At 40.3% G+C, this 14,369-nt stretch carries 15 protein-coding genes; all 15 read left to right on the top strand.

Translation table 11 applies throughout. The features are described from left to right. Positions 1–10: 10 nt before the first annotated feature. The 15 genes from JK635_RS07785 to JK635_RS07715 all read left to right on the top strand — a co-directional run bounded on the left by JK635_RS07785 (position 11) and on the right by JK635_RS07715 (position 14,234). Positions 11–586 (top strand): exodeoxyribonuclease X C-terminal domain-containing protein, encoded by a 576-nt coding sequence (locus JK635_RS07785; RefSeq protein ID WP_202653394.1) that lies wholly within the window; start codon positions 11–13, stop codon positions 584–586. Positions 587–854: 268 nt separating this feature from the next. Further along, entirely contained in the window at positions 855–2,378 is a 1,524-nt protein-coding gene (locus JK635_RS07780) for an AAA family ATPase (protein ID WP_202653393.1), read from the top strand. A 76-nt stretch (positions 2,379–2,454) separates the two neighbouring features. Further along, entirely contained in the window at positions 2,455–4,701 is a 2,247-nt protein-coding gene (locus JK635_RS07775) for a cobaltochelatase CobT-related protein (protein ID WP_202653392.1), read from the top strand. A gap of 126 nt (positions 4,702–4,827) precedes the next feature. Next, entirely contained in the window at positions 4,828–5,460 is a 633-nt protein-coding gene (locus JK635_RS07770; RefSeq protein WP_202653391.1) for a JAB domain-containing protein, read from the top strand. A 33-nt stretch (positions 5,461–5,493) separates the two neighbouring features. Further along, positions 5,494–6,027 carry a hypothetical protein gene (locus JK635_RS07765; RefSeq protein ID WP_202653390.1) on the top strand — a complete coding sequence of 178 codons (534 nt, stop codon included), beginning with the start codon at positions 5,494–5,496 and terminating at the stop codon, positions 6,025–6,027. Between the two features lie 116 nt (positions 6,028–6,143). Next, on the top strand, positions 6,144–8,312 hold the full coding sequence (locus JK635_RS07760; RefSeq protein WP_202653389.1) for a type IA DNA topoisomerase: 2,169 nt from the start codon (positions 6,144–6,146) through the stop codon (positions 8,310–8,312). A 74-nt stretch (positions 8,313–8,386) separates the two neighbouring features. Then, on the top strand, positions 8,387–8,683 hold the full coding sequence (locus JK635_RS07755; protein ID WP_202653388.1) for a topoisomerase C-terminal repeat-containing protein: 297 nt from the start codon (positions 8,387–8,389) through the stop codon (positions 8,681–8,683). Positions 8,684–8,744: 61 nt separating this feature from the next. Then, complete coding sequence (locus JK635_RS07750; RefSeq protein ID WP_202653387.1) at positions 8,745–9,071, top strand: hypothetical protein; 327 nt, start codon at positions 8,745–8,747, stop codon at positions 9,069–9,071. 107 nt (positions 9,072–9,178) lie between these two features. After that, positions 9,179–9,808, top strand: coding sequence for a DUF4046 domain-containing protein (locus JK635_RS07745; RefSeq protein WP_202653386.1), 630 nt, complete (start codon positions 9,179–9,181; stop codon positions 9,806–9,808). A 9-nt stretch (positions 9,809–9,817) separates the two neighbouring features. Beyond that, positions 9,818–10,126, top strand: a complete 309-nt coding sequence (locus JK635_RS07740) for a hypothetical protein (RefSeq protein ID WP_202653385.1) — start codon at positions 9,818–9,820, stop codon at positions 10,124–10,126. Next, positions 10,116–10,724 (top strand): dTMP kinase, encoded by a 609-nt coding sequence (gene tmk, locus JK635_RS07735; RefSeq protein ID WP_202653384.1) that lies wholly within the window; start codon positions 10,116–10,118, stop codon positions 10,722–10,724. The genes JK635_RS07740 and tmk overlap by 11 nt, the downstream gene beginning before the upstream one ends. Before the next feature lie 39 nt (positions 10,725–10,763). Further along, positions 10,764–11,108: a hypothetical protein gene (locus JK635_RS07730; protein ID WP_202653383.1), complete on the top strand. Its 345-nt coding sequence runs from the start codon at positions 10,764–10,766 to the stop codon at positions 11,106–11,108. Positions 11,109–11,163: 55 nt separating this feature from the next. Further along, positions 11,164–11,901 carry a PP2C family protein-serine/threonine phosphatase gene (locus tag JK635_RS07725; RefSeq protein ID WP_202653382.1) on the top strand — a complete coding sequence of 246 codons (738 nt, stop codon included), beginning with the start codon at positions 11,164–11,166 and terminating at the stop codon, positions 11,899–11,901. 986 nt (positions 11,902–12,887) lie between these two features. Beyond that, a complete protein-coding gene (locus JK635_RS07720) occupies positions 12,888–13,067 on the top strand; it encodes a hypothetical protein (RefSeq protein WP_202653381.1) in 180 nt (59 codons plus the stop codon). 114 nt (positions 13,068–13,181) lie between these two features. Continuing rightward, positions 13,182–14,234, top strand: coding sequence for a helix-turn-helix domain-containing protein (locus tag JK635_RS07715; RefSeq protein ID WP_202653380.1), 1,053 nt, complete (start codon positions 13,182–13,184; stop codon positions 14,232–14,234). Positions 14,235–14,369 lie beyond the last annotated feature (135 nt).

The raw sequence follows: 14,369 nt of genomic DNA, 5'->3' as shown, positions 1-14,369 counted from the left end.
GTGTTGCTAGATGTTAGAGGCGAAAAATGATTTGGTGCTAAAAATCAAAGGGAAAGAAGTAAAAGTAGCGAAAGATGACCACTACTACACGGACGATGGGAACACCCCTGTCATTAAACATGCCCCCTTAAAGCGAATTGCAAAAGAGTTTGGTGTGTATGTAAGCCGAGTGGTGCCAGAGTTCCAGCCAATTCCAACACAGGAGGGGATTCCCTATGTGGCTCACCGCGCGTTTGGTTTTGATGAAAACGGAGTGGAGATTTCGGCTTTAGGGGAAGCGGGACCATTCAACGTGGAAGGAATTGCAGCACAATTTCCGATCATCATGAGCAACAAGCGGGCTGAAGACCGGCTATTAATTGCTCTTTTAGGACTTGAAGGACAAGTCTACTCCGAAGTAGAGATAGCTGAAAATGTCACGACTTCAAGCAATGTATTCCCATTTGGCAAGCACAAAGGGAAAACATTGGAAGAGATTAAAGACCAAGACCGTGGGTATCTCGAATGGTTTGTAGCGAAATACAAAGCTAAAAATCCAAGAGATGCACAGCTCATCGAGTCTGCTAAAGCCGTATTAAGCGCCTAGACTATTACTTTTTTCTTTAAATGGGGCGAATCGTTCGCCTCTTCCTCCTATGATTCTTCCTCAAAGAAAATTCACTTAACCTCTTTTTATGGGAGAAGACTCCCTTTTTAAATCTCTATTTTTCTCAAATTCTATTTTTTAACTTCTTTTTTTCAATTTGTCCTCAATAGTGTTGAAGTTTTCCTTCGCACTTTTGATAAATCATGACGAATGGGGACGTTTCGACGCATTGGGGAAAATTTATTCGATAATTTAGGAGGAGATTGCTATGTCAGTAACTTTTAATGTGAGTGCGGCTTTTACACGAGGAAGAAGTGAAATCCCAGGAACGGTTTTTAAAGGGAATGACCGCTCTATTCACTGTTCCAATCGTAACACCCGTCCTCAAAGAGGGCTTTCAAAACCAATGGCGATTATTAGCTTTTCCATGGGTAAAGGTCTAGCCTCATTGCAAAAAAACGTACTAGCATTTGGGAAAACCGAAACCAGCGGCAATGAACGTTACATCATGGAATTTGAACGACCTGTCGGCAGTATGGTCATGGAATATGAACCATCTACGAGAACCTTCTACCATACTTGTTCTGCTACCAACGGTTTTTGCTATCACCTCTTTGAGATGATTGCCGCTATTCAGATGGCAGAAAATCCGAGCGGAGAACTCGCTAATCACTACAATGAATTGGACTTTTCATCCATTATTACGGATGAGAAAAACTTCTTCATTGCATGTGACGCTCTCTATTTTGACGCCAAAGAATATTTTGATGGCGCCACTATTGAAGAGTTTGATGGGAATGAACCAAGGACTGTTACCATGGATTTAACTCCACAATTACTGAAAAAAGATGGCGTTTTCTCTACTCCGACCTCGATTACCACTCCTACTGGTGCTCAACCTGTTCAGAACACGGCTATCCCACTACAAATGGAATGGAACCGTGAGTTTACAGATGAGGAAAAAGCCATGATGGAGAAAAGTGAACAAGAACTCATCGGAAAGGACTTGCCGGATCATTTGAAGCCACTATTAAAGCAATTGCCTACTGGAGATGTGCTGACTGCTCTCTTCATAGGGGATGCTGGGACAAGTAAAACCACTTCTTGCCGAATTTTAGGCCGTGAATTAAATGCTCCCGTTTACGTTCAAAACTTAAGCCTGAACAGTGAAGAATTAGACCTCATTGGAGGATTTGTTCCTGTTCCCGGTGGCGGATTTGAATGGAAGGATGGAGTTTTAGTCCAAGCATTCCGAAATGGCGGTTTCTTTGTGGCCGATGAGATCAACTTTGCAAAACCAGCTGTTTTGGGTGTTCTCAACAACATGTTGGATGGAGTGGGGCAAATTGTCCTTCGGAGTGGGGAAGTCGTGGATCGTCACCCCAATTTCCGATTCTTTGGCTGTATGAATGTAGCTTACGTCGGGACACAACGAATGAACCAAGCATTCATCAACCGGTTTAACCGTGTGGTGAAGTTTACAGATATGTCCCGTGACAAACAAATCCAAATTGTGATGAGTGAGTCTGGCTACAAAAATCGGGCAGTCGTCGAAAAAATGGTCGATGTGGCAAAGACCATTAAAGACAAAATCAAGGAAGAGCAAATTGATGGGGCATCCATCTCAATCCGTAACCTCGTCAATTGGGCAACTGATGTAAAAGCAACCGGTAACATCTTGGAGTCCAGTTGGTCAACGATGGTTTGGGCTGTTTGCTATGAAGATGAAGATGTTCAAAAAGAGATTTTTGAAGACATCATTAATCCACGCTTCCAAGGAGTTCGTGCTTAAGATGCACTCGATGGGGATGGCTAGAGTGCCTCCCCCTTTTTTTACACCTATTATCGACGATGAAGGAGAGATCAATATGAGTATCCAAAACATGATGGATGATCTAAAGATTTTAATGAGTGGGGCTTTTCGTTCCAGAAGTGAACGCTATCTGCGTGCTGTGACCGGTAACTATAAAAATAAACTCATTTTCCAGCCTGGCCAAGTTTGCACGGATGGCGAAAAGGTTTGGGCAGACCCTACTAGCAGCATGATACAGCATTTGCCACTTGTTAAAAAAATCATCGCTGTCCGCGGTCAAATCGCACATGAAGCGTTCCACATTCTCTTTACTGATTTTTCGCCAGTGAAGAAAATGGCAGAAGAAGCAAAACGTGCTGATGATGAGACTCGCTTCCGTATCATACAGAGGAAATCCTATTTTAACATCGTGGAAGACGAAGCAATTGAAATGGCGGGCTGCACCATGTTCCCTGGTCTTGCACCTTACATTCGCCTTTTGAATGACACAGCCTTTGAAAAACTTCCTTCTTTAGAAGAAGTGGAGAAAAAGGGAAACCGTTTAAAAGCACACCAAATTGCTTGTGCACAGTACGGCATCATTGGTCGTGTGAAGGGGAAATTTTCTGATCCCGCCCTAATAGAGGCGTTTGAAAAATCTAAACCTCATTTGGATAAAGGGCGTATTGCTAAAACATCGGCTGACCGTCAAGTGGAGTCTGATGCCCTTCTGGTCATTGCTGAACCGTTCATCGAGGAACAAATCCTAAAAGGAAATTTGGCTGATTTGTTCGAAAACCCAAAAGGGGATGATGTGAACGAGTCAGGTAACGGGCAAGGTCTCCCAATGCCAAATGATCCGACAGAATTCCGTAAATCTAAACCTCAACCTTCTACTTCTAATAACGAACAATCCGATGAAAATGAAGAGTCCAAAGAAAAAGGAGAAGAGTCTTCTTCAAAAGGGCAAAACGAAAAGCAGTCGGATGAACAAAAAGAAAAGTGTGAACAATCTTCTCCTTCCGGCAACGGCTCTTCCGAACATGAAAAAGAAGAGGAAGCGGACGAAGATGATGCCAAAGGAGGAAACGGCTCTTCAGACGATGAAGAAAAAGAAGAAGATGAGGAATCGAATGAGAATCATTCGGGTGATGATGACACTTCTGAAGAAAGTGGCTCTGACGCTGATCAAAATGGTGATTCCCTTGAAGGAGATTCTCAATCCGACAGTCCTTTAAGCAAATCCAATCAAAATTCGGGCAGCTCTGAATTAGAAAACGGAGCTCATTCGAACTCTGAACAGGATGAGGAGAACGCTACTTCTAAAGAAACCGATGCAGAGGAAACGGATGAAGAACTAGAAGGACTTCTTAAGGAAATGCAAAAGGAACTGGAAGAAACGATGTCTGAAATGGAGAAGGAAGAAGCGGCCCAAAAACAAAACCAAAGCCGTGAAGAGGAGGTAAAACATCACCTTCGAAACGGGATTAAGTATTCCGATCGACACAAAGGCATACAAGTGATCACAAAATACGACTTCTCTCCATCCGACACCTTGAAAAATCGTTTCGAGCGAATCCAGGCATCTGTTCGGGTACTATCGAGAAATTTAACCAAGAAGCTGCAATATCTCATTCGCTACAATCAGGAGGAGAAGTATACAGGTCTTGCCAATGGCCATCTGAATCAAACGGGACTTTGGAGAAAAGATGGAAACATTTTTTACCAAAAGAAGGAAAAGTCAGACGAAGCAGATTTGGCTGTGTTGGTCTTGGTAGATGAATCGGGGTCTATGCAGGAACATAGTCGCTATGAACATGCCCAAAAAGCGTGTGTTCTTCTTGCTGAAGTGTGTGAGTCACTAAAGATTCCTTTTGCGGTCATTGGTCATAATGCCGTTTACCAACAGCCGATCGTAGAACACCAACACTACATCGTGTTTGAAAAGCCGATCAAAGATCAAAAAGCAAATCTTGCTCGCATCAACTATAAGCAAAATACAAGGGAGGGGGTTTCATTAAAGTACGCATGTGAATACTTGATGAAACAACCTCAAAAAGATAGACTCTTGATCGTCATTTCAGATGGAGAACCATTCCACTCTATAAACGGAAGCATCTTTTCGGGGAAAGCTGCTCAAGTAGATGCTGCCCTTGTAGTAGAGGAATACCAGAAAAAAGGGATTACTACGATTGGTTGTGCCATTGGGAATGGGCAAGACAAAATCGCAAGCATCTATAAGAATTACATCAGTATTCCAAGGATAGAACAGCTTCCAACTAAACTGGTTAAACTATTACAAAAGAAAATTTTTAAAGACTAGAGAGTCCTCTCTCTAGTCTTTTTTTATTCTTTTTATTTTATTCCGATATTCTTGTAATATTCCTATATGATATGGAATAATAAAGGTAACAATTAGCTCTTATTTTCGATAAAGTAGGTGAATCATATGTTTGGATTATTTAAGAAGGAGAATTCAAGTCCTATTCCTATGGCCATTTCCTATGTACAGCGCTTGCAGCTTATCGTTGGAAATCCGCTTGTCGGATTCCCGAAGGATATCTCAAAATGGTCAAAAGAAAAGGAAAAATCCATTGAAGATTTCATGAAGGAATACGGTCTTACTACAGATCAAGCCATGCGCCTTCAACAAGTCCTGTTTCTTTTGGATGAATGGAAGTGGAAATCTTCTAGTAGTCCTAAAAACGCCAAAGAATGGGCGAGTTTGAAAGAAGCAGAGGAAATTCGTAACAAAGACCACGAATACCTTCTCATGTTCATTGTGAATGAAAAAGGGAATTACACCCACCACCTCTTAAGTGTTGGCTCGGAAGAAGAAGTGTCCTTTCCACCATTTGAACAAATGAAATCTTTGTTGGAACAAATGAAAGGAACCGCTTTTGTTCTCATGCATAACCATCCATCCGGAGACGCTCGTATTTCCAACGAGGATATTGACGTAACTCTCCAGCTATCTCGTTTTTTTCAATCTACGAGATATATGTTTTTGGACCACATTATTGTTGCAAAAGGCGGAACCTCATATAGCAGTTTAAGAGAAAACGGTTATGTTTTCTCTTGAAACAAAAAATACGACGGAAAAGGAGAGTTTTTCTTGAAGAAGGTTGTTTTGTTGCTTGTGATTGTCTTTTGTTTTGTGCCAATGAACGTTTTTGCGGATGAATTTGATCACAACCATGAATGGATGAAGAAACCAGTTCATCAAATGCATCAGCACGATTTTCCCGAAGCAGGAACACCTGATTCCGTGGATACCACCATTCCACTTGCCCCTGGAATGAAAGACAATATGCCTGCCTCTCCCTTCATAAATAAAATAAGGGAAATGGTTTCAACCGTAAGGGAATCCTTCGATTTTCCCAGTTGGATGGAAAAGGGGCAGATTCCCATAAAAGATGAGATTGGACAACCATCCACATCTATATTTGGAGAAGGGGCATTGGTTGACCAAATGGAACAATTCATTAACTCGAAATTAGAGGAAATGAAAAATAGAAAGGATGGGAAAGAAGATCCGGCAAACCCACAAACTCCGCCCAACTTCATTTCGTCTACACCAGACGGCGTTTCGTTTTTTGGAGTAGAATTGCCGCCGTTACCCGATTTCTCAAATGTTTTTTCGTTTTGACACCGCCATTCATGGCGGTTCTTTTTTACTTCTAATAATAACCTCATTCTTAAAATATTCCGATATTCATAAATATGTGTTATAATAAAACTGTAATCATAAGGAGGTACTCGTTCATGAGTCAAATTGTTGTTCTATGCGAAAAACCAGATCAGGCTATCACTGTGGCCGCGGCATTTGGGGATGTTCAACTATCTAACGGGGAATTCTTAAAAACAAAACACCTATCGAACCCCAAATATGAAAGGCTCATTAGAGAGGCAAGAAAAGAAGGATTCCTAAAAGGGAATATGCATCTCTATACCTACGCCTATGGCCATCTAACCGCATTGAAAGAACCGCATGAAATCGAACCAGAATTGAAATCTTGGAAGATGGACACGCTTCCTTTTTTCTTCGACTATATTCCGTTAAAAGTCATATACGGTATGAAAGGCTTAACGAAAAAACAATTCCAGACAGTAAAATCGCTGTTCAATGATATAAACACGGAAAAAATCATTGTGTCAACCGACTCTGAAAGAGAAGGGGAGCATATCTTCCGTACCATCTACCAGCTCTCTGGCTGTAAGAAGCCTTTTGAGAGGATGTGGATTCGAGATTTTACGGAAGAAGGAATCTTAAAAGCCTACAATACCCGTAAAGATGGGCATGCCTATGATGGACTGGCGGATGCTGCCAAGTGCCGGGCAGAAAGCGACTATCTGGTTGGTTTGAATATGACCCGTGCGATGACCATTAAATTTGGCGGCTTTAAAAATGTTCTTTCGATTGGCCGAGTGCAAACCCCGACCCTTGCTATCTTGGTGAAAAGAGAACAGGAAATTAGAAATTTTAAACCGGAAGACTACTTTGTATTAAAGACTATTTTCAAACATCCAAATGGTGAATTTGAGGGAACGTGGTTCAAGGGTAAAGAAACAAAGTTTTCAAATGAAATGGATGCAAGAGCAGTACTTCAGAAGGTAAAAGATAAAAACGGTATCTTAACCGAGGTTGACGTATCCGAGAAAAGGGAAGTACAACCCCTTCTGTTTAATTTGAGTGAACTGCAACGGATCATGAGCAAAACGCATGGATTTTCTGTCAGTAAAACACTTGAACTCGCACAAAATCTCTATGATAAGCACAAACTCATTACCTATCCAAGAACGAGTTCCAGGTACATCGCAACCGGAACAGGCAAAACAACAAAAGTAAGGCTTCAAAATCTTACGGGAAGTTTCCCATTTGCCGGAAAAGCCTTGAAAGAAGGTTGGTCGATTGCCTCCTACATGGTCAATGACGCCAAAACCACTGACCACGAAGCACTCATTCCAACCAATAAGGCTCCGGACTTGTCGACACTCTCGAAAGAGGAGCTCGCTGTCTACGAAACGATCGTCAAACGGTTTGTAGCAGCATTCTATCCGGTTTGTATCTGGGAGGAAACCAAAGCAGTGACCACCGTGGAGGGTGAAACCTTCAAATCTAGCGGAAAAGTCTTGAAGCAAGCTGGATGGAGAGAAGTGGAAGGAATTCCGAATGCCCAAATGCTGCCGGCTCTTTCGCAACATGATTCGGTCTCACAGAAAAAGATGGATGTAGAAAAGAAGAAAACAACGCCACCAAGCCGTTTTACCGACGGAGAACTGATTGCTGCCATGAAAAATGTTGGTAACCTGGTGGAGGATGATGCGTTAAAAGCCACCTTGAAAGAAAGTGAGGGCATCGGAACCGAGGCGACAAGAGCCAGCATCATTGAAGAATTGATCAAGCGCGGCTATGTAAAGCGGGAGAAGAAAATGCTCGTTCCGACTGATGAAAAAGGCATGGCGCTCTTTAATGTGTTGCCAGTTGAAACCCTAAAATCCCCTGAAATGACGGCTGTTTGGGAACAGAAACTTTCTCTTATTGAAGAAGGGAAACTCACAAGAAAAGCCTTCATGACAGAATTGAAGAACGAACTTGCCCAAATGGTAGCAGAAGTCTTGGGCTCTGCCGCCCAAAAGTTAGGAACCGCTAAAAAAGAACAGACGGTCATTTGCAAATGTCCATCCTGCGGAGGGAATATTGTAGAAAACACAAAAGCCTACTCTTGTGCAAACTGGAAACAAGGATGCAAGGAAACTATCTGGAAAAACAGTTTGGAGAAGTTAGGCAAAAAGTCGATTTCAGCGTTACAAGCAAAACAACTATTTGAAAAGAAAAAAACTACACGAAAAGTAAAACTCAAAAGCACCAAAGGAAAAACCTTTGAGGCATATCTTGTCTATAAAAATAGCAAAATTGAACTTGAGTTTTAGAGAGTAGGAGAGTGTGCAAACACTCTCTTGTTATGGCCATTTTTGGCTACATACTATTTTTAGGAGTGATTTGAATGGCAGAAATCATTGCCAAATGTCCAGCCTGCGGGGGCGACATCGTAGAAAACGCAAAGGCCTATGGTTGCCGCAATTGGAAAGAGGAAGATGGAGGCTGTAAAGTGACCATCTGGAAAAACCAACTCGAAAAATTAGGAAAGAAATCCATTACCAAACAGGAAGCGAAACAACTTCTTGGAGGTACAGGCAAAACCTCCAAAAAGGTCAAACTCGTATCACCTAAAACAGGCAAGGAGTTTGAAACCTATCTAGTATTGGATGAAAACTACAAGATTCAATTCCAATTCGACTAATGCAAAAGGGGATTTTCCCTTTTTGTCTTATGCTGTTCATATAAGAAAAAAGGAGGGGCGAATGTTGGTCTATGTCGGGTCATTTTTTCCGAAAGAATTCGTATTGATTGGCCTTTTGTTTTCCCTATTCATTAAATTTCTACCTGTCGGTCATGTGTTAGTCGGATTAGGGTTGGCGAGTATCATCGGCCCTATTTTTACCCTGACCCCATCTCTTGAAATAGCGATGATGGTCATCTGTATAACTTCAGGTTTCGTGATTTCACCTAAACTTTCCAATGAGTACCCCCTTCTCTATATCATTTTTCTCCTGATCGGACTATCTATGATTTGGCTAAATTGGGATTACCTTCTTTCCATCTTTGCTAATTTTTTGCCTGTTCCATAATATTTTTTTTGTTTGGCGGAAAAAGAAGAAATTCTTGACAAAAGAGTGTATAATATAACATAGGAATAATATATGAATAAAGGAATAAAATATAAGGAGGTTTTTAAATGACCTATTCCTCACTTTCAAAAGACAACCAATCCTTGCTGTCTTCTGAAAGCGTTAAAACGTACCGGCGTCTTTTAGCTGGAGACATTAAATCTTTTCCGCCAGTCTTTTTTTCGCCTCACGTCAGAAAAAAGAGAATCCAGCAGCTCTTAACCTATCTCATCGAGTATATTCTTTGTATTACTCCAGAAGAAGCGTATGAAACCCTTGATTTTCCCACGTTAAAAGAAAACCATCTTGAAGCCCTCATGCGGTATGTAGAAGATTTCCCAGAAAAAAATGAAAAGCGAAGTATCCGCTATCTGCTTCGGATAGCTTACCCGCATTTGCCGGAAGAATCATTTGAAGAAATGGTGCTTTCTGTCTATAAGGAGGTTTTGGAAGGGAAACGAAAAAGTTTCCCGTCAAACTATTTTTACGGAGTACAAGGAGAAAAAAGGGTGATCGTTTGCATTCGATACCTTTGTGAAGAAATTCTCCATCTTCAGGAAGAAGAAATCCCCCGGATCATTACCCGCGAATTGCTTACCAAATACAAGTTAAAAATCCTCTTAAATCTTTTCTATAATTCACCGTTTGATGTCATCACCACAGCCTATCCCCATTTGACGACTAAAAACTTTGAATAGAGGGCTGCCATGAATAAAAAAATCATTCCATTTCCCAAAAATAACATCATTCAACTTCAAAATGATTTGAAAAAAGATGGACTTGATGCCGACATTAAGGTCTTTTACGACAAACAAGATGCTGTCTCATTTGGGATTTTGCAGCTCATCTTTCTCCAAAACCAAGCCTTTGATGAAATCCTTCATTTGATTTTGGAAAAGTTCGAGAATGAAAACGTTCGAAATATCGTAAAAACCTGGCAATCAAGGAGAAATCTCATAGAGGATTACATGGATGAAATCAATGCCTGTATTGAGGAGGATGTAGATGAAGACTAAAAAAGGGAAATTCATCGTGTTTGGAGGGTTGGATGAAACAGGAAAAACCACTCAATCCAAGCGGTTAGCTGAATGGCTAATGGAACAAGAGATTCCCGTGATTTGGACAAAGGAACCAGGAGGCACTCCACTTGGCGAAAAATTAAAAGAAATCCTGGTTGAAAATAAGGTGTCAGCCAAAACACAGCTCTTACTGTTTCAGGCTGCAAGAGAGGAGCATTTGGAAATTGTCATTCGTCCTGCTCTTGAAAAAGGGGTTTGGGTCGTAAGTGACCGTTTCTTTGAATCCAGTTACATCTATCAAGGGGGGATGGGGCTGAAAGACCGTATCATTTTGGAGAGTCATTTGTTGTTTAAACAAGATACCCCTACACCCAGTCTCACGTTTCTATTCACCGGAAAAGTAGGAGATCGCAAGGAACAAAATGTACTGGATGCGTTTTGCCGAAGTAACCGTCCTGCCTTAAAAGAACGGGTTCTTCAATTTGCCAATCTATTTGATTCCGAGGATTCTCCTCATATTTTACTAGATGTGACGAACCGAACCGAAGAAGCCATTTTTCAAGAATTGATAGAAGAAGTAAAAAAACGTATGTAGATTTCTATGTACGTTTTTTTAGAGAGGAGGTGTGTGTTTTTGAGTGAAGTCGAATCTGAAACAAAGAAGAAAAAAGTCTTGGAGGATGAAGAAAAAACTCTTTCATTCTATGAATCATTTTCTTCGTTCATGTCACGCATGCAAGAAGGAATCTTTCCGTATCTCATCATGATGATGATCATCATCTATCCGTATTTGTTTGTCCCCTTCACATTCTTCCCAACATTTTTCCTGTATCACATGGAAAGTGAGAGGAGGAACGAGGCAGGAATCAATACATCTAAAAAAACACTTCGATTGATCTTCATCAGCCTAATCATTGCAATAGCTGTCAGGCTCGCGTTCTATGCCGGTTTTTTCATTACAGCCATTCAAAGATTCTAACAGCACAAGAGAGTTTTCTCTTGTTATCAAGCAATAGAAAAGGGAGGTCATAAAAGTGAATTTTCATGGTATGACAGATAAGGGAGACAAAAGAGAATACAACGAAGATTTCATTGATGGATTTGAACATGAGGGAGTCCTGTTTTTACTCGTTGCAGATGGACAAGGGGCACATAAAGGCGGTCAAACGGCAAGTGCGGTCGCAGGCGTTGAAATTCGAAAATACATCGAAGAAGTATACAAAAGAGGAATGGAAAAAGATCTGGAGACGGTCTTAAAACGGGCTGTCTATGTGGCGCATCGTGTGGTAGAAGGCGTAAGAAAAGGGGATATGGGAAGCTATCACGGACTATGCACCTCACTGACGCTTGTGGCGCTTCAGCAAAGTAAAAAAATTACCTTTGTTCATATTGGTAACACCAAGTTTTTCCTTCTCCGTGAAGGAAACCTCATTCAAATGACCACCGACCATACCGTGACGGAACAGTTGTTAAAAGTCAAAAAAATTACAAAAGAAGAAGCCCTTATTCATCCTGAACGGGCATATTTGACAAAGGGTATCGGTATTTTTCCAAAAGCGGAGCCTGATATTGTATCAGGAGCCGTGGCAAAAGAAGATATTTTGATCTTGGTAAGCGACGGCATCACAGAACATCTCGCAGGTCATGAAATAGCGGAATTAGTTCTAAAAGCAGGAAATAACGAAACGGCTTGCGACTATCTCATTAAAGGTGCAAACGAACGGGGCGGGTACGATAATTTGTCAGCCATGATTTCCTATATTAATTTTTAGACAATCAAAAAAGTATTCTAATTTTCTTGATTTTGTCTGAATAACGTAATAATATATAACTAAAGGAACTTAATAACAGCGAATCCCCCTCGCTACATGTTCCTAAATCCATTTTCGGGTAAAAACCCGTTAGTGTTTCTTTTGTATATCCCCCATACAGAAGAAACAGATCCTTCCTAATTGTTCATCCCTTCCCTTGATGAACATATTTGATAGAGTGAAAGATTACCCCTCTTTCACTCTGTCAAGAGAAGTCACCCCCTGACTTCTCGACTCTCCTTCTGAATATTGGAGATTCTCCATCTCCATCAAGAGCTCGCGCAGATTTCCCCCATCTGCCGCTCTGTGATGAAAACATCCTTGTCATCCCCCGGCTAGGATGTTTTTGCTATGAACACATGAACTTTATACGAATATTGGAATTAAATTTCATAAATTAATAATAACAAGCATTTTTCTAATATGCAATAGGTTTTGGTACGGTTTTGGGAAAAAATAATTGACAATTTTCGCAAAAATAATTAGGAATATTCGATTAAAAGAACGATAGGTAAGCATGCAGTTTTTAGCCGAACAAGGTGAGGTCTAATGGGGAAAAAGAGGTTAACACTTTAACTATTTGTCAAGGAAAACTACTACTGGATCAATATTTAAAAAAACATGACATACATTATAAAGTTGGCTCAAAAAGTACATCCATTCATTAGCTAAAATAGTTGAAAGCAAAGACCTGGAAAAGGAACATAAATTTTCGATTCCATCTAATACAATCAAGGAGATGCGTCTTAAAAATAAGGGACAAGATCACTTTCTTTTTTTCACTTTCCACTACTTCTAATAATTGTACAAAGAAAAGTTATAATATCCAGGACACAAAACCTGGAATTCGGAACGGAACGCTTGAATAACATCATAATCATTGAATAATACAATTATGAGTGATATAATAGTAAAAGATAAAAATATTAGTAAAAGGAGTGAATAACATGAAGAAGATTGTTGCTTCGCTTTTGCTTTCTGGAGCATTCCTGTTTGGATTTGGATTTACAGGCCATAATGATATGCATACACAGCAAGAAAAGGTAAGCCAAGTTGCTGTAGACACCACGCAAGTAAACTCCATTTCCACTCAATCGAGTCCAAAAACTCCATGGCCAACCGGCTGATATGGCAAAATATCCATCAATAGGGGATATTCCCCTGTTGATGGGGAAGTCAGTTAAAAAAGTTGTTTTCCTCTTTATGTTTTTCATTTTTTTAAGAAGAGGAAGGAGAGTTCTATGAAGAATATTGGAGAAATCATTAAAAAAAGGCGAAAAGAAATTGGATTAACACAAGCAATGTTAGCAAGAAAGATGAATGTCACACAATCACTCATCAGCCAAACAGAAAAAGGACTTGTAAAACCAACGATGACCTTTTTGTACAAGCTGGCTGATAGTTTGTCCACCACACCTTCTTACTTTTTCACGCATCAAGAAAAAAACGAGTCCGCTTTATATGTGGATGATACATTTCTAGCGATTGAAAAAGCCTATCTACACTATCAATATGATTACATGAAATCTCTCATTGACACAGCAAAGAACCATCCCGCTTTTGATAATCCGCATAATCAGTTGTGGTTGATGATTTGGGAAGCGAAATGGTACTATCAAAATCAAGACATGGAAAAAGGACTAGAAACCTGTTTTCATTGTCTCGATACCTATGAAGATCATTTGTCCAGATTCCAGATCGGTGAAATTCACCGTCTGATTGGCGACCTCTATTGTGGAAAGGCAATATTGCTGGATCCTGTGAATTTGTCCACAAAGGGAAGAAATGAGATTAAATTTCTGTTGAAAGAAGCATTGTATCATTACAGCGAAGCTCTTTCTTGTACTAAATTTCAACCCAACTCGTCCGAAACCTACAAGAAAATTCTCTATGGGATGGGGTACATTTACTTAAGACTTGGAAAAAAACAAGAGTCTGACACCTATTTCCAACTTTGTCTTGAAAACTGTCAAAAGGACATTACCCTTGCGAATAGTTACTTCGGCTATGTCCTTGAAATGAATGGAAAAATAGCCAAAGAAGAAGGACGGCTGAATGAGGCTCTTGATTTATTCCAAAAGTCTCTTCAACGGTATCAAGAAAATGAAGAAATCAAAAATGTGTTTTCTTCACTCCTTGAGATCGCAGACACATATGACATCATGGGGGAGAAGGAAAAGGCAAAAAACATGTATCTTGAGATTAAGCAAAAAATGGCCAACCATCCAGATCATAAACGGAAAGAGATTTTTGAAATTGTAGAAGAGCGTCTAAAGGAGATGACCGTCTGCTGATTTAGTTTAAATCAAAATGATACTATCCAATAATAGATAAAAGGCGAAACAGTCATTAGAGGGAAGTTTACCAACCGTCAAGACTGTGTGTGAAACTACAAATCCCGTATAAACGGGATTTTTTTATTCCGTTTA

The sequence above is a fragment of the Neobacillus paridis genome (assembly GCF_016765675.1).
GTDB lineage: Bacteria > Bacillota > Bacilli > Bacillales > Cytobacillaceae > Neobacillus > Neobacillus paridis.
Note: the sequence above shows the minus strand (reverse complement) of the source record. Positions and strands in the feature narration are given on the sequence as shown.

Coding starts and splice junctions, on each gene's coding strand:
- JK635_RS07785 (WP_202653394.1), top strand. CDS start 11: ATGTTAGAGGCGAAAAATGATTTGGTGCTAAAAATCAAAGGGAAAGAA.
- JK635_RS07780 (WP_202653393.1), top strand. CDS start 855: ATGTCAGTAACTTTTAATGTGAGTGCGGCTTTTACACGAGGAAGAAGT.
- JK635_RS07775 (WP_202653392.1), top strand. CDS start 2,455: ATGAGTATCCAAAACATGATGGATGATCTAAAGATTTTAATGAGTGGG.
- JK635_RS07770 (WP_202653391.1), top strand. CDS start 4,828: ATGTTTGGATTATTTAAGAAGGAGAATTCAAGTCCTATTCCTATGGCC.
- JK635_RS07760 (WP_202653389.1), top strand. CDS start 6,144: ATGAGTCAAATTGTTGTTCTATGCGAAAAACCAGATCAGGCTATCACT.
- JK635_RS07755 (WP_202653388.1), top strand. CDS start 8,387: ATGGCAGAAATCATTGCCAAATGTCCAGCCTGCGGGGGCGACATCGTA.
- JK635_RS07750 (WP_202653387.1), top strand. CDS start 8,745: ATGTTGGTCTATGTCGGGTCATTTTTTCCGAAAGAATTCGTATTGATT.
- JK635_RS07745 (WP_202653386.1), top strand. CDS start 9,179: ATGACCTATTCCTCACTTTCAAAAGACAACCAATCCTTGCTGTCTTCT.
- JK635_RS07740 (WP_202653385.1), top strand. CDS start 9,818: ATGAATAAAAAAATCATTCCATTTCCCAAAAATAACATCATTCAACTT.
- tmk (WP_202653384.1), top strand. CDS start 10,116: ATGAAGACTAAAAAAGGGAAATTCATCGTGTTTGGAGGGTTGGATGAA.
- JK635_RS07720 (WP_202653381.1), top strand. CDS start 12,888: ATGAAGAAGATTGTTGCTTCGCTTTTGCTTTCTGGAGCATTCCTGTTT.
- JK635_RS07715 (WP_202653380.1), top strand. CDS start 13,182: ATGAAGAATATTGGAGAAATCATTAAAAAAAGGCGAAAAGAAATTGGA.